Source organism: Sediminitomix flava (assembly GCF_003149185.1).
Taxonomy (GTDB): Bacteria; Bacteroidota; Bacteroidia; order Cytophagales; family Flammeovirgaceae; genus Sediminitomix; species Sediminitomix flava.
Window position 1 is genome coordinate 1,194,517 of record NZ_QGDO01000002.1, and the last position, 21,425, is coordinate 1,215,941.

At 36.1% G+C, this 21,425-nt stretch carries 8 protein-coding genes; 6 read left to right on the forward strand and 2 right to left on the reverse strand.

Annotation, left to right across the window (positions count from 1 at the left end; genetic code table 11):
• Nucleotides 1-104: 104 nt before the first annotated feature.
• Nucleotides 105-11,888 (reverse strand): Ig-like domain-containing protein, encoded by an 11,784-nt coding sequence (locus BC781_RS11965; protein WP_109617856.1) that lies wholly within the window; start codon nucleotides 11,886-11,888, stop codon nucleotides 105-107.
• Nucleotides 11,889-12,665: 777 nt separating this feature from the next.
• Between BC781_RS11965 and BC781_RS11970 the strand changes: the two genes are divergently transcribed.
• Entirely contained in the window at nucleotides 12,666-13,970 is a 1,305-nt protein-coding gene (locus BC781_RS11970; protein WP_109617858.1) for a GNAT family protein, read from the forward strand.
• Nucleotides 13,971-14,140: 170 nt separating this feature from the next.
• Here BC781_RS11970 and BC781_RS11975 read toward each other — a convergent pair whose 3' ends face one another.
• The gene (locus BC781_RS11975) at nucleotides 14,141-14,662 is read right to left on the reverse strand and encodes a rhodanese-like domain-containing protein (RefSeq protein WP_109617860.1); all 522 of its coding nucleotides are present in this window, start codon (nucleotides 14,660-14,662) and stop codon (nucleotides 14,141-14,143) included.
• A 309-nt stretch (nucleotides 14,663-14,971) separates the two neighbouring features.
• Between BC781_RS11975 and BC781_RS11980 the strand changes: the two genes are divergently transcribed.
• The 5 genes from BC781_RS11980 to BC781_RS12000 all read left to right on the forward strand — a co-directional run bounded on the left by BC781_RS11980 (nucleotide 14,972) and on the right by BC781_RS12000 (nucleotide 21,394).
• Nucleotides 14,972-16,249, forward strand: coding sequence for a sensor histidine kinase (locus BC781_RS11980; protein WP_109617862.1), 1,278 nt, complete (start codon nucleotides 14,972-14,974; stop codon nucleotides 16,247-16,249).
• A gap of 262 nt (nucleotides 16,250-16,511) precedes the next feature.
• Nucleotides 16,512-18,272 carry a DEAD/DEAH box helicase gene (locus BC781_RS11985; RefSeq protein WP_109617864.1) on the forward strand — a complete coding sequence of 587 codons (1,761 nt, stop codon included), beginning with the start codon at nucleotides 16,512-16,514 and terminating at the stop codon, nucleotides 18,270-18,272.
• Between the two features lie 388 nt (nucleotides 18,273-18,660).
• Complete coding sequence (locus tag BC781_RS11990) at nucleotides 18,661-20,601, forward strand: RecQ family ATP-dependent DNA helicase (RefSeq protein WP_109617866.1); 1,941 nt, start codon at nucleotides 18,661-18,663, stop codon at nucleotides 20,599-20,601.
• A complete protein-coding gene (locus BC781_RS11995; RefSeq protein WP_109617868.1) occupies nucleotides 20,598-20,999 on the forward strand; it encodes a VOC family protein in 402 nt (133 codons plus the stop codon). The genes BC781_RS11990 and BC781_RS11995 overlap by 4 nt, the downstream gene beginning before the upstream one ends.
• A 95-nt stretch (nucleotides 21,000-21,094) precedes the next feature.
• Nucleotides 21,095-21,394 carry a hypothetical protein gene (locus tag BC781_RS12000; RefSeq protein ID WP_146201678.1) on the forward strand — a complete coding sequence of 100 codons (300 nt, stop codon included), beginning with the start codon at nucleotides 21,095-21,097 and terminating at the stop codon, nucleotides 21,392-21,394.
• Nucleotides 21,395-21,425: the final 31 nt, after the last annotated feature.

Here is a 21,425-nt window from a genome sequence, read left to right on the forward strand (position 1 = left end):
AATAAAAGTCACTAGAATCTGCTTCTAGTGACTTTTATTTTTTCCTGCATACAAGAAAAGCCCCACCAAAAGGTGAGGCTTCCTTGGGATTTTGGGCTCAAATATTATTCTACTATCATTCTCTTAGCAAATTGTTTATCACCAACAGTAAGTATATAGAAATATAATCCTGTTTGCAATCCATCTTTACTAACCTCTACTTGATAGTCACCTGGTAGCGCTTCTTCTGAAACCACTTCTTTCACAAATTGACCTTGTGCAGAATACAATCTCAATGAAACTTGTGTTTTCTCAGAAATTGAGTATTCAATTGAAGTTGATGTTGTGAATGGGTTTGGAGCATTTTGCTTCAATACCGATGCTTCTAATACATCATCTACACTAGTAATCACATCAAGACTGAATGATGCTTCTACAGAACCACCTCTTCCATCTTCAGCTGTAATACTTACAGTACCACTTGCAATTTCATTTACCATTACCATCAATAGATCACCTGAGAATGCTAATGTCAGGCTACTTACTTCTGTTTCGGCAAAATAAACAAGTTCATCGCCATCGATATCTTCAAAATACATTGATAGATCAAATGTATGTACTGAAGGTACTTCTGAAGTTGCGATGTTAGGAAGATCATTCGTAGATGTTGGTAATGTGTTAGAATGAACATTTAGTTCTAACGCTGTCACACCACCTTTCTCATCATTTGCTGTTACGATTACTTCAGCATCTGTTGCTGCAATCGAAGATACAAATAACGAATCTCCATCGATGTTTGCTACAAGTACTGAATCTGTTGTCGACACGTCAAATACTAATGCATCAGCATCTACATCAGTAAACAAGTCCTCTAACTTAAATGCCGTTGTGGTCACATTTGGCACTAGGTTGATTAACTCTTGAGCAACACCTTCCGGACTGTGGTTTGTTATGATCACAAAAGACGCGCTTAGTGTACCACCTCTAGTATCTTCAACGTCAATTTGAACTGTACCATTAACTTCATCCTCTATAGTTAACATCAAGTTGCCTCCATCTAAATATGTTGACAAACCTTCCATTTCTTCTGAAATAACCATTGTCATATCATCGCCGTCTGCATCTGAAATATGTGCATGAAGATCAATTACATGATACGTAGGGATTTCATTCAAAATGATTGTATCTATAGCTACAAATGAAGGTGCTGTATTCGCATGTACACCAAAAGACATGACTACATCTCTACTTCTACCATCATTAGCTACTAATGTAACCTCAGCGTCTGTTGCAGCTGTTGCATTTATCGATAATGAATCATTACTAATCGTTGCAATTACTAACTCATCTGATGATTCTACATTAAATGTCAATACATCATCATCTGCATCCGTAAATACTGATGCTAAATCGTAAACCACAACTTCTTGATTAGGAATTATCTCTAATTGCTCAAGTTGAACAAACTCTGGCAAGTTGTTAGACTCATCAATAACTTCTATATCAAAAGTAACAGCTACCCATTCTTCTGATTTACCGTCATTTGCCATCAAAGTGATCGTAGAAACACCTCCAGCTAATGGACTAACAGCAAGGTAATTATTATTAAAGTCAAGCTCAGCAACTAACTTACTTGAGTCACTTACTTCTAGAGCCATCTCTAATTCATCACCATCGTAATCATAGAAGACATTGAAGATTCCAATTAGATTTTCTCCTCCAGCAAGGCTGATCACTTGATTTTCTGGATACTCTAGTACCATTGGTAAAGAATTTACTCCAGTATAGATAACAGTAACGTTAAATACCTCTGTTGCAATACCGCCTTTACCGTCAGTTGCAGTAAGAGTCACTTCTGAATCACCAATTCTTTGTGGTGAAATACGTAACTCGTCACCATCAAGTGAAACCATAGCGATAGCTTCATCTGAAGACTCTACTGAAACTGTTAGTCTATCGTAATCTTCATCTGTAAATACATCGCTAATATCTAGGTAGTAAGTACCTTCATAAAGATCAACATCCATGTCATCAATTGAAGTAGCAACCATTGGTGCTGCATTTTCTCCATCGAAAATTACTGTTGTTGTGAACATGACTTCAACAACTCCTCCAAATGGATCAGACACACTAACTAGAATCTCAGCAGAACCAATATGATGTGGCGTCACAACTAGTAGTCCTGCGACAATCTCTACCTCAGCTACTTCTTCATCCGAAGATGTAACTTCAAAGAATAATTCGTCTTCATCGACAAACATAGCTTCCAATGATGCAGAGATGAATGGCGAACCTTCATAATTCAGTTCAACATCATCTAATGTACCTATAAATTCTGGTGCATCATTTTCACCTGTATATTCAATAACTAGATCAACTGTTGTTTCTACTAAGCCGTCTTCAGGGTCTAAAGCTACAACTCTTACAGATGTAGTATCAACTGCATTAGGAGTTACATAGAAACCTGAATCAACTTCCATTACAGTAGCTGCCCAAGAATTTTCAATCTCAGCATATACTATAATCACTTCTTCAGAATCTGCATCAGTAAACACTTCTGACATGTCTACAAAGTGATACTCTTCTTCTAAATCAACAAATACAGTATCTAAAGGATTAGCAACTACTGGTAAAGAGTTTATTACTTCAAACTCCACAGGAATAATTGTTGATGGCAAGTTTGGATCATTGGTAGTCAATAACAATTCAGTACCATAAGAACCTTTAGGAAGTCCTTCTGAGTTGAATGATACACGAACTCTTTCTTCACCTAAAGCATCTACACTTCCGTTTAATGTATCCAATGACAACCATGAATCATCCGCAATTTCAATATCCCACTCCAACGAGGTTGACTCTCCTAGGTTACGAATAGTAATAACCTCAGAACGTACTTCATTGGTTGGTTGTTTTGATTCTAATTCTCCAGGAAGTACCACTGCATACACATCAGGAGTTCTAACTGAAGCGATCAAGCTTACTGATACATCCGAAGCATTTGAGAATATTGTTAAGGTCTCATCTAATGAACCTACTTCTGCAGGATTTAAACTAACTGTCAATTCTACTTCTTCACCGATCTCTAAAGCCATAGGGTATCCCACTACTGAGAATACACTTGAACTCGTAGAAATTGAATCAATTAGTAAGACTGCATCTCCATCATTTAGAATACTAAATGTAGCTTCAGGAGAATCAAAAATAAATGGATTACCAAAATCAAGCTCATAGTCACTCAATACTACGAATGGCTCGTTTCCACTTACAGTAAGCGTTACTGGCACTTCAAAGATAGAACTTACAGGATCATTACTGTTAATTACTAGAGCTGATTCAAAAGTGCCATTTGGCATATCTGATGCATCTAATGTTAAAGTCACATCTTGTGAATCGCCTGGTGCAATTACACCTTCTTCTATACTAGCAGAAACAAATGACTGCCCTGCCGATGGGAATGCTAACCAAGAAACTTGCATTGATCCACCTGGTGCAGAATCACCTAAGTAACCTACTAAACCTGTGTTACCCGTATTCAAATCAACAACTCTAAGTTCTGGTAGGAAAGTATCATAGTTGAAGGCAGACATCCATACAATACCTGTAGTAGGATCCCATGCCATTCCTTGACCAAAGTTTGCATCAAAACCGATATAACCAATATCTGTCAGTTGAGCAGTTGCTTTGTCAATTCCATAAAGCATATCATTGACAATATCATAACCGTACAACTCACCATCTCCTGTTGCTGTAATAGAGATCATTAAATATGTCTCAGAATAATCTCCGATATACTCTGCTACATAAAGTCCATTCTCATCAACAAGTTCATAAAGTGCTGTTGCTGTAGAAGCATAAATAGCTTTGGATGTAGGATCAATTGTAATACCAGTCCAATCACCCATTCCTAATAACCAAGTATTGATCAACGTTCCTTCTTGTCCTTCCACTAAAGAGTATTCATACAACTCTCCACCTGAATGCAACTCTAAGAAACTCATGTTTCCAGGTAGTGTAATCGCAGAAGATGTGAAAGAAGGAGCTGAAGTTTCATTTTCTAATGAAATATACTCAGGGTTACCCAATTCAAAAGTTCCATGGAAAGGATTAGAACTTACGTCATAAGCATAAATACCAGTCAAAGCGATTGTCGATAAATCTTCTTCCATATTTATGGTTGGCACCCCTTTCTGAGGAACTGAAGATCTTCTTTCCTCAACTTTACCAGTTTTGGCTATACTTCTAGATACAGATGGTGCAGTTGCAGCCGGTATATTTATTTCCATTTGCTCTTCTACAGGAGTCACACCTAAATACTCTAGATCAAATATTAGAGAATCTGTACCGTTATTTGTCAATGTAACCGTATGAGAAACTTGTGTATCAACCTCTAAAGAATCAATGATTTCTGAAGGAGATACTGCTAAGATTACATTTGGTAATTTACCTTGACCAAAAACATAAAGACTAACTATCGTATCAACATCCGATACAATTGATAAGGTATCTTCAAAGAATACACTATCAGATGGATTAAACATCACATCAGCGTATGCCATCTGCATTGGAGGAATTACTAATCCATCAAATAATGCAGTGAAGTTTTCTGAAGTAGATGTAACTTCTGAAATATGAAGCGTATCTGAACCCTCATTATAGATTTCGAAAGTTTCATAAGCATAATCACCTACTAGTACCGAATCTTCAAAGATCAATGAATCTTCAGATATAGCAATCGAAGGCTCTCCTGTTACTGTCAAGTATAAAGGTACGATTGACTGTGGTTGTTCTGGATCCAATGAAGATACCCAAATCTCACCATAGTAAGATCCACCTAACAGATCTAATGAATTAACAGTAACATCTACATCCATACTACCACCAGCATCTATAGTGCCTTGTGTAATATTTGGCACGATGTACTCTAATGACGCATAGATAGCTACCGCTAGACCTTCTTCAATATAATAAGTATTGAATGCTACTTGAATTCCTTGTGAACCATCATAGTTCTCAGCTCCAACTGAAACATTGTATGCATTTCCTTCTACTTTCTCGTATTGGAACAACATGTTTCCACCTCTTGTCAACATTACTTGGAATGTATATTCTCCATCTCCAGCGAAAGAAGGTACGTCTGTATACTGCACGTATAAAACATCTTCTCCAATCAAATAATGTACACTACCACCTGCTTCAGGATTCAAGTCTTTCCATAATGGTGCTACAATAGAGTTTGGAGTTCTTACATCAGGAATCTGTTGATTCACTGGCAAGTTGGCTCCATTTGGATCAAATGTCAGATAACCATTAGAAGAAACGTAAGCTTTTGTAAAACGATGGCCAAATAGTGAAACTTCAAATGGTAACTCTACTCCTGCGGCATCGTCATCTCCTAAATCTAAAAGAACAGCATTCTCATTTTCTGAAATATCCATCCAGTTATAAATAGGCGCGCTAGGAGATTCTTCATAATTATCCATGAAGAAATATCCACCATCACCAAATCCATAACCATTTACAACTGCATGACCTTGACGTGAATCTACTTCACCTTTCACAGGATCTTTTGCAAATTGGATATAGCTTATATTATTAGGATTGTCTCCGTACTCTAAATCTTCAGGGTAGAAGTTACTAAACTGGAATTTCAATTCACCTTCTCCTGTATTGTTGATCGTTAATGTTTCAGTACTTGAAGAAGCATATTCAACATTATACACCAACTCTTGAGGATCAAACGATATATGACCAGGGAAAGAACCCATCGCTGAAAGTTCAAAACTATACTGCTCTCCTTCAGTGCTGATTAGTATCAATTCACCAGTAACAGCACCTTCTGATTCTGGAATATATTTTATAGCTAACTCAACTGAATCTTGATAAGGAATTGAAAGTTCATAATCAGCTACTAACTCAAATTCTCCTGTTACAATAACTTGCTCGATATCAGTAGAACCATCTCCAATATTTGAAATGACGATATCTTGCTCTACCTCATAACCAATAATATGTGTACCAAAGTCAAGATTTGATGCTTCCAATTCTGGAACACCATAAATATCGACAGCAATTGGGTAACCATATAAAGGATAGATGTTATTTGAACGAATCATTGCATAAGCTAAATAACTTCCTTCATGAAGTTCAGATGCATCTACACTAATCGCAATTTCATCTGTTCCACCTGCCGCAGCTGAACCTGCGTATTTTGACGCAGTTAACCACTCAACCTCTGATCCAATGTTTTGTAAGATTGTCCATTCTATTGCATTCGCTAATAGACTTCCTCCTTGAGAACCTTTACCAAATCCATTGATATCTGTTTCCGTTGAATATAAAGTATAGTTCAAATCAGTTCTTTGTACACCATTTACCTGAGCTGTAACTACTAGAGGTTCTCCTGAAGCCCAAGTCGCTAGAATCTCAGGGTCATTGTATGTACTGATAGATTTACTCATGAATGAGTCATAACTCAAACCTAAAGTATCTACACCTGCAAAAATTGGATGTGTAGTATTTTGAACCATCATATAGTCATCTTGATAACTATAAGTTGCATTCCCTCCCATTAGTCTATAAGAACTCCAATAATTAGAAATCTCATTACTAGCTACTTCAGGATACATTGTCACTACACTACCTCTATAATCAACATAATCAGCCAATACCATCCCTAGGTAATAGTTATCATAGAAATAATAATCACCACGAGCTAATACAATACCATCAAAAACTTGAAGTTCATTCCAGTTTGGCGTAAATACACTGACATCAATTGTAGTTACTGAAGCAAATTTATCTGATGCTAGTAAACTATCCACAATATCAAACTGATCTACAGCAATACTTCCATTTAATGGTGTAGACAAAACTGCAATATTGAAACCAGGAGAGTCTCCCTCTTGAATATACACAGGAGCTTGTTCATCAGCTGAAACAGCTTCTACAGAACCATCAATACCTTTTCTTTCAATTGTATGGATATCTAAACCATTCCAACGAGTTTGCATAGAAGCTACTGATTTCTCAATCTCTGCCATTGATGATGCTTCTACTAAAGACATGGTATAATTCAAGTCTACAGTTCCCTCATTATGAAGAGTAAATGTAGTATCCATAGCTTCCCCATTTCTCATATTCAAATATATATAGTCTGGAGAAACAGTAAGGAGTGCTGCATCTATAACATTTGCATAGAATTCAATCTCGATATCTTCTTGAACATCACCGTCAAAAGTAACAATGAAACTATCTTCAACACTTCCAGCAACAGCCGGAGTATAATTGAAATAAACTTCAAGCTCAGTTTCAGCAGCTAACTCATAAGGGAATGTCAGGTCTAGAACTGTAACATTCTCTGGTAAATCAAGAGAAGCTATAGCTACAGACTCTGTACCAGCATTGCTTAAAGAGAAACTTCCCGATGAAGTTACTCCAGTATACGCTTCAAAGAAATAAACTTGATCAGTGGAAGCACTAACCAAAGGTGCGCTTTCAACTGTTAAAGAAACTGGATATTCTACAACTGTATTATTTGGGTCTGAAGTGTTCATTACCAAAGTTGCAGTATAGGTCGTATCTACATCTAATCCTCTAGCATTATAAGTTAAAACAAGATCTTCAGATTCTACTCCCTCAAGCTCACCTCCGGATGGAGAAACTCTTAACCAACTACCTTTTCCTCCAAGTGCCCATGCAATTGCTTGGTTAGCAAATAATCTATGATCTTCAGAATAAGATACATTGTAGTCATCCAAACTTTCATTACCAATACCTATTATGCGGCCACCGCCATAAGTTGCTACCCCTACAAAAGCATTTCCATTTTGAGTAAAAACTATATTTTCGGCACTTCCTTCTACCTCAAAATAAGCTCCAGCTGAAGATGCATATAATTCTATTAATGAATTTGTAATAGGATGAGGAGCAAAATCATAGATATACTCATCATAATAAGTACCGTAAGCGTTGTATGTAAGTCCAGACCCTTCAAGAAGATAGTTTATATTCGTTGTTGAGCCTGAATCATCACCCATAGTGATCAAACCTCCGCCACTCATAATCCAGTCTTTAATTACTGAAAGAGTTTGGGTATTGAAATCTCCCACATTATCATACAACAATAGAAGGTCTACTTCACTCAGACTACTTTCAGTTAACTCATTCAACTCAACCCAAGTCACTCCTTGAAGAGCTCCATCTTCTGCTAAGATTGAAAAATCAAATAGACTATACCCAGGAGGTAACGCAACTGTTTTCCCTGAAATTTCAGAACTAATAGCCAATTCAATAGCATTTACTGTTCTTGTTTCTACTGAATGTAAAGAGCGATCTTCACTATATATGTCTACCTCTAAATTTAATAGAGCAGGCAAATGTAATAGTTCCTCTTCTTCATCATGCTCAATAGAAACTGAATACCCTAATAAGCTTTCTGCTACAGTATTGGAGAATGTTAATGTATCCTCGTCACCTCTACCAAAGCTAACCGTCCAATCAAATGATGTTTCTGAACTAGAATATACAGGCGTATTTATTGCACTAGCATATACTTCAAAAGTAGTAACAGAATTGTAAGGATCATTAGAGTCTATCTCTAAAACTCCATAGAAATCACCTGCAACTGTTGGTGTAATACTAGCCATCACTTCAAGAGTGTCTCCCACTTCAACAGTTAGCGGGTATGTATATGTAGGTATTGTAGCGTCAGTCGCTGTAATCGAATTGATTTCAAGAGTTGTTGAACCCTCATTTATGATCGACACTGGGAATGTTACAAGAGAGTCTACATAAACATCTCCAAGAATAGCATACTCTTCCTCAAAATTAATTGTTGGATAAACACCTACTGTAAGGCTCATTGGAAGCTCTTGAACAGGATAGTTATAACCATCTACATAGAAATCTAATTGACGCTCATAAGTTTCTCCTCCTTCTAGGTTAACAGTACTATATAAAACATCGAAAGCATCAGTACTATTAGCTGCTACTACACCTGAAATTTGACCAAGGTCAAATACTCGTACATCTGGCTTAATCAAGATTGCTTTACCAGCACTCGCAAATGTCGTATTATATGCGATTTGTAATCCTAGTGTTCCATCTTGATTTTCTACCCCTATCGTAGCATCCTGAGCATTAGTATCTGGATCATCCTTATATTGGATTTTTATATTTCCATTATCCCATAAAATGTACTGAAATTCAAAAGAACTCCCTCCACCAAATGGATATACATCACATTGAATTATAACGTGATCCTCTTGTTCTTGGACATAAGCATAATTTACCCTTAAATCATCCCATAGACCCGCAATAAAATTATTAGGTGTATCAGCATTAGGAATTGATACATTACCAAATGCGGTAATACCTGTAGTACCAAATGTAATTAAACCATTACTTGTTACATACAATGTCGAATAATCCTCATTATAGAATGGGAAATCAAAATTATTCAATGTATATGTACCATAACAATCATCACATCCAGATACTACAACATCTGACGTGGAAATATCAACCCAATCGTATAAAACATTTCCATTAGAATTGTCTTCCCATGAATATTCATCTGCATACCCTGAAGTATTAACCTGACCAGCATTTAATAATGCATTTTCACCTTTTTTCTCTAATCTGTAATACTGATAAGGATTTACCTTTGCAGCTAATTCTTCTTCTGGTTCTACATTTGTAATGTTTAAGCTATACGAGAAATCTGTATCTCCTGAATTTGTCACTACAACCTCTACCTCTCCTTCTTCATTTGCTTCTGCTTGGACAGATAAAGGAGACGGTGCTACACTAATACTTGCTGGATCTCCTGATAGAACTTGTGAAACAACTGAAACCGACATCGGTAAATTTGATGCATTTCCTTCAATTGTAATATTCCCTGTAAAATCACCTGCTGTACTCGGGTTAAATGTTATAGGAATATATACTGACTGCCCCCATCTGATTCCTTCAAATGAAGTTTCAAGGATTTCTATATCAGCATTATCTGAAGTCACATTTGTTATATCGTAATAGTTAGTCCCGTTGTTTTCAACTTCTAAATAGGCTTCTATTGCGTAGCCTACAAAAGTATTTTCTAAATCCAATGCACTTGAAGCAACAATAGCATCACCCAATACATACATCTCAACACCTACATATTCTGTTGCTACTAAAGAGCTTGTAATTTCAGCTTCTACATAAGGATTGAAACCACCAGTATAATTTGTAGCATCAAGTGTCACGGTAACATTCTGTGATTCTCCTGGCGCTATCACTCCGCTCGTAACATCTGCACTTGCCCAATCAACATCTCCTAATGAAAGTGAGAAGTCAGTATCTACATTTCCTGCATTTATGATTTTGATAACTGCTGTAGTAGAACTTCCTTCATCTACTTCTTTATAAATAAAGTCTGGAGAAATTGCTAGTCGAGGAGCTGGTTCAAATCCATTATCATCATCGTCATTTCCTTCACCCAAAGCTCTTGCGGCATTCAATCTTCCACTACCTAGTTCTCCTTGGTAACTTGGGTTAACGTCATCGATAGGATCGGTTGTATTTACCAACATATCCCAAAGTGTTGCTGGCGAGAATGACGGACTTCCATATTCTGATACTACTAAGGCCGCCACCCCAGACACATGAGGACACGCCATTGACGTTCCTTGGAAAAAGGCATATCCGTTATTTGGAACTGTACTCAATACTCCTTCCGAAGAAATACTAGTTTCTCCTCCAGGTGCAGAAATATCAACCCAGTCACCATAATTTGAATACCATGATTTAGTATCATTATGTGTAGTCGCTGAAACCATCATTACTCCATCCAACTCTGATCTATAATCAACCGAAGGACTGTCAGAGTTTCCTGATGAGATAATAACAATACCTCCGTTCATCATATCAGAACCTGCTTCTGCTGTATAATAATTGATAGCATCTACAAGTGACTGATCATAAGACCCTCCTCCCCAACTATTTTGAGAAATTATAGATCCCATATCGGCAGCATAGATAAATGATGGAGCAGGGTTATAAATTGCATTCGATCCATCCGCATTCAAACTCATAGCCATTAAACGAATACCGTCACCAATACCTGTTCCTCCAGCTACTCCACCTACACCTATTCCATTATTATTTTCTGCTGCTACTGTACCTGCAACATGGGTTCCGTGACTATGATAATCATATACATCATTTGTTCCATAATGGAAATCCCAACCGTATACGTCATCAATGTAACCATTGTTATCATCATCAATTCCATTATTTGGAATCTCACCTTCGTTCACCCAGATATTACCAGATAAGTCTTCATGGTTATAATCAATACCTGAATCATGAATTGATACTACAACTCTATCATCTCCAGTTTGTACATTCCATGCTTCAAGTAATTTAATATCTGCACCAACTGTACCACCTGTTTGACCTGTATTGTCATAGTGCCATTGTGCTCCAAAACTTGGATCATTAGGACTTTGAACAACACTAGCATCACCTGTTGAATACTTAAAAACCGGTGTACATGTTGTTACCTCAGTAATTCCTTCAAAAGAATTAAGCACAGTTTCTACAGATACATTTTCACTGAATGAAACATCATACCAGAGATGTAATCCATATTTTCTGTGCTTTTCCTCAAACTTCCCTGCATAAGGGAATACTCTTTTCATCTCTCGGATTTGATATTCCGCAGCAAGTCTATCAATATTTCTTAAGCCTACTGATAATACTTGAGATGAATTCGATTTCATTGGGCTTGCAATAATTTGCGATTCTATTTGAGCTGCAAACTTTACACGCACCACATTATTAATTTGTTCTGCTCTATACTGTGCTTGTAATGTAAAACTGAACAACAGCATAAAGAGTACAAAAAAAATGTTAGCTTTTCGCTTCATTTTAGATGGATAGGTTTTTTACAAAAAATAAATACGTAAAATAAAAATATGCCTAGAGATTAAAATTGAGTTCTTAAAGAACATCTGATAAAAAATATCTCTTTAGGTATTAATAATTTAAGCATCCTAAAATCCCTTTAGGAAAGCTTATGAGAATAGGTAGTTAAGGAGGTGTATTCGTTTAATTCATTAGCAATTAATTAAGTGAATAGATAGTATAATGTCACTCTAACAAAGTTGCTTCATAAGAATTTAATAATCAACTACATATATTTTTAATACAAAACTATATAGGTATATCACAATTTAAAATAGTTAAAAAGTAAAATTAAAAATATTGCACCTAACCCAATCAAACACACCACACTCCTCGTATAATACATATTAACAATTCGGTTAAAGAATATGGCATATAAATGCCCCACTGTCTAAATATCACAATTAAACCATATTTATATACCACTTTACCAATACACTCTAATACTATATCACCTATAAAATTCTTTGAAAAAGCCTATTTAACATCCCCTCAAAAATCAAATATTAGATTAAATACTTTACTATCTAATTCTTTCAACTCTATGCCCTTTGAACAAATTTCTAAACACAAATCCTTATATTATAAATTAAACTGAGATGCCTACAACGACAGGTAATGAATACGTACTTCAAAACCATCAAGTAGCATTTGATGTTGTTTCTATGTCATAAATATTAATACTGTAGAAGTTATTACACTTCTCAAGCATACAATAGAAAGATTTAATAAGGGAGAAGATGGTTTTTGATATCAATTATTTTCATGATTTAAAAGGTACTGATTTAGACCGATTATTAGCTGAAGGTTGGTTCCGTCATACCGAGATCATGGCACGATATGAGTTGATGTTTTTTGATGAACAAGTGAAAGGAGTGGTCCCTTTAAGAGTTGATTTGGAAAATTATCAGCATTCTAAGGGGCAAAGAAAACAGCTTAAAAAAATAACTCACCTAAAAAGAGAAATTAAGCCACTTGAAATCACTTCAGAACTTGATCAACTTTACAGAACCTACAGACGAATGCGATTCCCTGAAATGGGTGATAAGTCTATCTATGAATTTTTTAATGGTCTCACCTCATTTGATCTTCCTTACGAAACTTGGCAAGTCACTTACAAACTTGATGGAGAATTGATTGCAGCTAGTTTTTTTGATGTAGGAAAAGAATCTACCTGTGGATTATTAGGAATCTATCATCCCGAGCAAAAGCATTTAGGTCTAGGCTTTCTTTCCATGCTTGTAGAAGTAGAATGGGCTATCGCTCATGGTAAAAAATATTATTATCCAGGCTATCTTTTAGATTCGAAATCTGTTTTTGACTATAAAGGACGATTAAAAAATCTAGAATTCTTCAATTGGGATAATGAATGGCATCCTTGGGAAAACTTTCAAGCTAGCGAAACGCTTTACCATCAAACGAGAAGAAAGTTAAACCGCCTTGCCCAAGAGTTATCTATCCGATCAGACTATGAACCTCAAGTGATTGAAGTGAAAGATTATTTTGCATACCGTTGGAACAACAGACCAACTGATATGCAAAGTCCTCTTCAGATTCAACTTCGTACAGGTATGGCACACCAACTACGAATTGAGTATCTCCATAAAGAAGAACAGTATCGTATTTACCCTTACGCATTTCAAGCGATTGGACAATCTAAGGATATGTATACCAAAGATGCTGATGAAATTCTGGATATAGCGGATAACTATTATGAACTGATTCACCAGATGGAGGTTTTACAGTTCCAAGAATTAACCCCTATTTATCAATATATTCGCAAAGATGTAAAATCTCGATTCTCTAGCCTTGATATCAATTTATTTGGTAATGCTTTCCCCAACTTTACATGGATTTTATTCACTTTAAAAAGTAAACGTTGGCGAATAGGGTTAGGAATTCGCCAAGAACATTTAGGTAAAGAGATTGATCGTTGTTATGTACTTGAACGGTATGAACCTTTCGTTGGAGAATGGGGAATTGTAGGGAAATTTTGGGATGAAAACGAATTTGAAATTCTTCTAGAAAAAGGCTTAGAAAGTTAACTTCACCGCCATAAAGTACATTTCCATTTTAATAATTATCTCAATGCAACTATTCTAGTGAAAAAAGATGTTGTAAGAATATCAAAGTATTCTAGTCTATTTTTCTAGTGATACTTTGTGGCGTTGAAAGTTGAAAAGGTCTAGCCCACAATTGAGCTAGACCTTTTTATTTATTTAAGCTCATATAAGTGTGGTGCAACTAACCAAATCCCCCATTCAGGGCTATAAGGGTGTACTTCATTCACTACTTCTTCATCACGATAAATATTTTTTTTAGCATTTGCCCACTCAAAAATTCCTCCATACAAATTCACTACTGTTGCTTTCGTCTGTTCTTGAAGCTTCTCTCCTACCAATGCACTACGGTAACCCACACTACAATAAACGACTACCGTATCTGAAACATCAAGATTTTGAAGCAAGCTTTTGTCTAGCTTCTCTCCTTTCTCATCTACCCAAATTGCAGACCTTATATGACTCACTTCAAACTCCTCCTCCGTTCTACAATCCAATAAAATCATATCTGCACTTAGTTCTTCCATATTAATATATGGAGTAACCTTAGGAACAAAACTATCAATCATCTCATGATAAAGCTCTTGCTTATTTTCTTGAAAAAAAGAGGATAAGAACTTCAAACTTAAAAGACAAACAAGCGATAACACGATATATTGTTTTTTAAAGATAAACATCTGTTAGAAACATAACATAGATCACTAGTGACTGAAAATGTTCGATTAAGAACTGAAATTATATTCGTCATTAGTACTTCATCATTTATCCCCCTTTAAGGGTATTTTCTTAAATGAAAACTAAAATAATTGAAGAAAGATAAATAGAATCTACTATAAAATCTTATTTTCATAATAATGATACCCTATAAAAGGTATCTACTACAATTGGTCTAATACTCACAACAAAGTCTTTTAACTATTTATGTTTGTATTTTTTTGAGATGCAAATTTAATAACCCAAAAGCTTATTTTAGAAGGTTCGATAGAATGTTGCTCACAAAATCTGATTTTACCTTTGAATTTCTCTTCATAAAGAAGAAACTAACTGATGCTTGTCTAAATTTACTTTCAATTACTGGTCTAGTAAGTTTATTTGGTATCTTTCTACATACTGGTATTGTGGTAAATACTACAATCATTATAACATACCTATGTATTTATACTGCTGTTGTTTCTATTACAGTATTCAAAACACACGTCCCTCTGTTTTATCGAAAACTTTTTATTCTTTGCCTATTTTTCTTTTTGTCTTTATACCTCTTTTACGCTGTTGGAGTGATAGGTATTTCTCTTTTATTCCTTATAATTTTCACTGTACTTGGAGGGATATTATTTAATCAAAGAATTGGTCTTTTATGCTTGGGTTTAGCTAGTGGTATGCTTGTAGCCTTTGGTATTTTAGCTAAGTATAAACTAATTGCCTTTCGAGATCCTTATTCATCTTCATCAGAAACTTGGTTATCTACCACTATTATTTATGTACTCTTGGTCGGGATTCTATTGTCTGTAATCGAGCTACTGCACCAGCATATCGGAAAACTCATCAAGAAATTGGATGAAAAACATGTTGAATTAGCCAAAGCAAATCATGAATTAGATACGTTTATTTATAGAGTTTCTCACGATCTACGTTCCCCAATCTTATCTTCCATAGGTCTAATTGAATTGACGAAGAACACAAAAAAAGAAAAAGACCGCAGACATTATCTTGATTTACAATTAACCAGCCTTAAAAAGCTAGATACTTTTATCCTGAATATATTAGAATACTCTAGAAATAATAATCAAGAAGTTTATGAAGAGGAAATTGAGACAGGAAAGTTCATAAATAACCTTATTCAAGCGTACGAAATTGACTATCCGAAAGTCAATCAATTACAAGATGTCTACCAAGAAATTCCATTCTGTTCTGACCCAACCAGACTCGCTATCATTCTTAATAATTTACTATCAAATGCTTTCAGATTTACCGCTACTACTTCCGAAACTCCTTTAGTAAAAGTAGTGGCTATTGTTGATCGTGAATATCTCAATATTTGGGTCTCCGATAATGGCATTGGCATTTTACCCGAATATCAAGCAAAAGTATTTGACCTTTTCTTCCGTGCTTCAGACGAAAATCATGGTACAGGTGTTGGGTTATATATCGTTCGAGAAACTGTTCGAAAGCTAAATGGAAGAATTAATCTTTATTCTGTGCCTCGCAAAGGGACTACTGTAAAAGTACAAATCCCTAATTTATTTTTCGCTGAGAAAGGCGCTTAATACTTGATTTTGAGGGTTCATACAGTCCTCATAAAATGTTGATAATTATCATGTTTTCAAGGTGAAGATAAAGTTAACAATTCCCATCTCTTCTTATTTTCCTTCAAAATCAACTGCTTATATCAAAAATATGATTACCTTTGTGCCTTTGTTTTACTGGCATTGTAGCTGGGCTTACTGCATTAAGGCAGAAGTTTTAGGGAAAGCTCAATAGACAATAAAGGTAAAAGCTGGAAGAATAAAGATAATTAAAAGCTAAAAAATGCTTGGGTTAAAAGAAGAAATTGTAAAGGGAATTGAAGAGTTAGGGTTCGAACAGCCAACACCAGTTCAAGAGAAAGTTGTCCCAATGTTATTGGAAAAAGACATCGACTTGATCGCATTAGCACAAACTGGTACAGGAAAAACCGCCGCTTTTGGATTGCCAATCATTCAAAAGACAGATACTAGCGGAAAAACACTTCAAAACCTTATATTGAGTCCTACCCGTGAACTGTGTCTACAAATTGCAAGAAACCTCAAAGACTACGCTAAATACTTGCCACAACTCCGTATTGTAGAACTTTATGGAGGTACTGACATCGTAAGACAAATCAAGGAACTTAGAAGAGGTGCACACATTGTTGTTGCTACACCAGGTCGTTTACACGATTTGATCCGTAGAGAAGAAATTGATCTTTCTTCTGTAGAGAGAGTAGTTTTGGATGAAGCTGACGAAATGTTGGATATGGGCTTCAAAGAAGAATTGAATGCCATTCTTTCAAACACTCCTATTACAAGAACAACAATCTTGTTCTCAGCTACACTTTCTAAAGAAGCTGAGAAAATTTCTGCTGAGTACATGTTTGAACCAACAAAAATTACTGTTGGTAAACGTAACTCTGGAAATGAAAACGTAACACACGAGTACTATGCAGTACACCGTGATTCTCGTTACGCTGCACTTAAGCGTGTTGCAGATATGTACCCAGATATGTACGGAATTGTATTCTGCCGTACGCGTATGGAGACAAAAGAAGTAGCTGCTCAATTGATTAAAGATGGTTACAATGCAGATGCTTTGCATGGTGACTTATCGCAAAGCCAACGTGATTCTGTAATGGATCGATTCCGTTACAAGAATATCCAAATGTTGGTGGCTACTGATGTTGCAGCTCGTGGATTGGACGTAAACAACCTTACTTGTGTAATCAACTACAACCTTCCTGATGACACTGAAACTTATACGCACCGTAGTGGTCGTACAGGTCGTGCAGGTCAAAAAGGATTCTCGATCAGTTTGGTAACTCCTCGTGAAAGCGGAAAAGTTAGACAAATTGAGCGTATCATCCGTTGTAAGGTTGAGAAAAGAGATATTCCTAACGGAGAAGCTGTTTGTCAAAGACAAATTGAAAGCTTCCTAGATAAAATGGTTACTCCTGTTGAAGAGAGTAATGAATACGTTGAGCAAATCCTTCCATCTATGATGGAGAAGTTTGAGGACTTGAGCAAAGAGGAGCTTGTAAAGCAAATCGTTAATCAGAAGTTCCAAGAGCTTTTCGATTATTACAAAGATGCTCCAGATTTGAACAACGTTCGTATGGATCGTAGAAATGATCGTTTTGATCGTAGAGACAGAGGTGAGCGTGGCGACCGCGGAGGAAGACGCGATTATGTTCGTTTAGACCGTTTCTCTATGAACATTGGTCAAGATAAAGGTTTGTCTGCAGGTAAAGTTATTGAGCTTATCAATAAAGTATCTCCAGGTGAGCAAATCAAATTGGGTAGAATTGATGTAACTGAGAAGAAAACATACTTCGATGCAGATCAATCATACAGCCAATTCTTGATGGATGCACTTAACGGTTATGATTACTTCAACAGCCAAGTTCGTATCAGCAAGGTAAGAAGACCAAACCGTGATGATCGTGGCGGACGTGGTGGATACCGTGGCGGCGGAAACCGTAACGGTGGTGGAAACAGAGACTTCCGTGGTGGAAATCGTGGTGACCACAGACAACGTTCTGGTAGAAGACACAACTAATCTTTCGGGATTACTTAAAATATTGAGGGTTTGCTTTCTATTTTTGAAAGCAAGCCCTTTTTTCATTTCCTACATTTCTGATTCAAGTACTAGGACATATACTTCCCAAATAAACCTTTACTGTTCTTAGAGTAACTCTAAGAACTCATAAATGAAGGATAGAGTCTTCAGACTCGATTTCATGTACATTTTTCGAGTCAGAAGACTCTAACTCTCATCAATAAAACCTTAGATAGCTTCGCAAATTCTAAGGATAGTTACACTCGTTTATATATATCCTAATACTTATTCCACAATACTTCCACCGAACTCCTCTAGCTTTTAAGGTCTCTTGCTAAAAAAGATGTACCTTTAGCCACTACGGTCAGACTTTAAAGCAATAAAATAGATGAAGGCACAGGAATTACTCAAAAAACACTTCGGATTCGATCAATTCAGAAATGGGCAAGAAAATGTAGTTAGTCAGTTGATTTCAGGTCAATCTGCTGCGGCTATTTTCCCCACGGGTTCAGGAAAATCACTTTGCTACCAATTACCAGCGCTAGCCTTGCCTCATCTGACATTGGTGGTTTCTCCATTATTAGCGCTGATCAAAGACCAATTGAATTTTTTAGAAGCCAAAGGAATCCCTTCTGCCCGATTAGATTCATCACTCTCGAAAGAAGAAATGTTTTCGGTACAAGATCGTGTAAGAAATGGAGCCGTAAAAATTCTGTTCATTTCTGTTGAAAGATTCAAGAACGAACGATTTCGTCATTTTCTTTCAACGATTAATATTTCGATGCTTGTAGTCGATGAAGCCCACTGTATTTCAGAATGGGGACATAATTTCCGTCCAGACTATTTAAAGTTAGCCGAATACCGAAAAGAATTTAATATTCCACAGGTTTGTCTACTGACCGCTACTGCTACGCCAAAAGTTGTAAAAGACATGTGTAGCAAATTTGAGCTGCCGAAAAAAAATGTAACTATCACTGGTTTTTATCGAGAAAACCTTTCTTTACATAGTCTTCCTGTCAAAACTGATGAGAAAGATAAAGTGCTCATCAATATGCTTTCTGAGCGTAAGCAAGAGTGTAATATTGTTTATGTCACACTCCAACAAACTGCTGAAAAAGTAGCAGAAACACTCAATCATGCCAATCTCTCAGCCGAAGCCTATCATGCAGGTATGAGCAATGAAAGCCGAATTGATATTCAGAATCGTTTTATGAGAGGTGAAACAAAAACGATTGTTGCGACTATTGCATTCGGAATGGGAATCGACAAGTCAGATATCCGAAATGTCTTTCATTACGATCTACCGAAATCAATTGAAAATTATTCTCAAGAAATTGGTCGAGCAGGTCGTGACGGAAGTCCATCCAACTGTTATGTATTAGGGAACTTAGATGATATTCATACCCTCGAAAACTTTGTCTATGGAGACACACCTTTGCGTACTTCCATTGAAAAAGTATTGAGAGAAATCAAAGAAGCTGGAGACTCTTGGGAATACCGCATCTATCAGCTTTCTAATGATAGTAACATCAAACAGCTTCCGCTAAAAACCCTTCTCGTTTACCTAGAGATGTTTGGCATTATCAAACCTCAGTATAGTTATTTTGCGGACTATCGACTGAAATTCAATCTGACAAAAGATGAAATCATCGCCAAGTTTGAAGGAGAAAGAAAGGAATTTATCAAAGCTATTTTCAAGTATGCGCCTCTAAAAAAAGTCTGGGCATCCCTAAACTTTAATGAGTTGCTTACAAACTATAACACAGACCGTGATCGGGTACTCAAAGCCTTAGAATATTTCCAAGAAAAAGAATGGCTTGTGGTAGAAACAAAATATCAAACCGAAGTAGTGAAGGTCTTGAATCCTGATTTTGATGTAGAAGAAATACTTGAAAAATGCGATCATTTATTCCAAGTCAAAGAGGAAGGAGAAGTAAAACGTATTGATATTTTAATCAGACTTCTAAGTACACAACCTTGTATTGCAAAATCACTTTCCATTTACTTTGGTGAAGAAACGGACTGGGAAAAATGTGGACATTGTTCGTCTTGTAAAAATGGTGTTCAAGCACTCAAGCATTCAGAAGAACAACCTTCTGTCAGAACGTTCGCCTTTTATGACCTGACTAGTGAGTTTATTCAAAAGTTTGATCAGATGCCTTCTCCACAAATTATTGCTAGATTTCTATGTGGTATTCAAATGCCACTATTTACAAAGATGAAAGTAAAGAAAATGTATGGATTTGGTGCATTGGCAAACTATCGTTTTCGTGAAGTGTTAGAGTGGGTAGAAGGATTACTATCTCAAACAGAAACTCCAAACACATGATTAAGGCTAACATTGAACATATAGCAATTTGGGTACGAGACCTTGAAAAAATGCGTGCATTTTACTGTAAGTATTTTGAAGGAATGACAAGGGATAAATATGTAAGCAAGAACAATGTAGGCTTTGAATCTTATTTTGTTCACTTCGGAATGGGTTGTCGTTTAGAGTTAATGTATAAAGCTGACATTCCAGAGTCTCATCATGAAATTCTAAAAGAATATATCGGACTTACACACTTTGCTCTCAAAGTTGGTAGCCGAGAAAATGTCGAAAACTTAATTCTCCGATTAGAAAGTGATGGTTATGAAATACTAGGAAGACCTCGCCTAACAGGTGATGGCTTTTATGAAGCCATTATTTTAGACCCCGAAGGAAACCGAGTTGAGATTATGAGTTGATTAAATAAATGTTAATATTTTTCACTTTTTAAGTTTCAAACCTTATCAATATTAACTATAATTGCATGATTTTTACAATTATTATACTTTTTAAAATGAAAAAGACACTAACATTAATCTCGTTACTTTTTGTAGCTTTTACTTTCTCATCATGTGATGAGCTTTTGGATGAGGTAAACTGTGTAAGCCTTGTTGCTGAATACAACAAGCTAATTGAAACTCCAGAAGAAGATATCGATTGTGATATGCTAACTGAGCTTTACGACATCATCAAAGAAGGTAAAGAGTGTGACGAATTCATGCAATTGGCAGAAGATGAGGGATACTCTTCAGTTGACGCAATGTTGGAAGAAGTAGAACTAGCTAAAGCTATCATTTGTACTTTTGCTCAATAATCGAAAGAAAGAAATTCCCAAAACTCTTAAT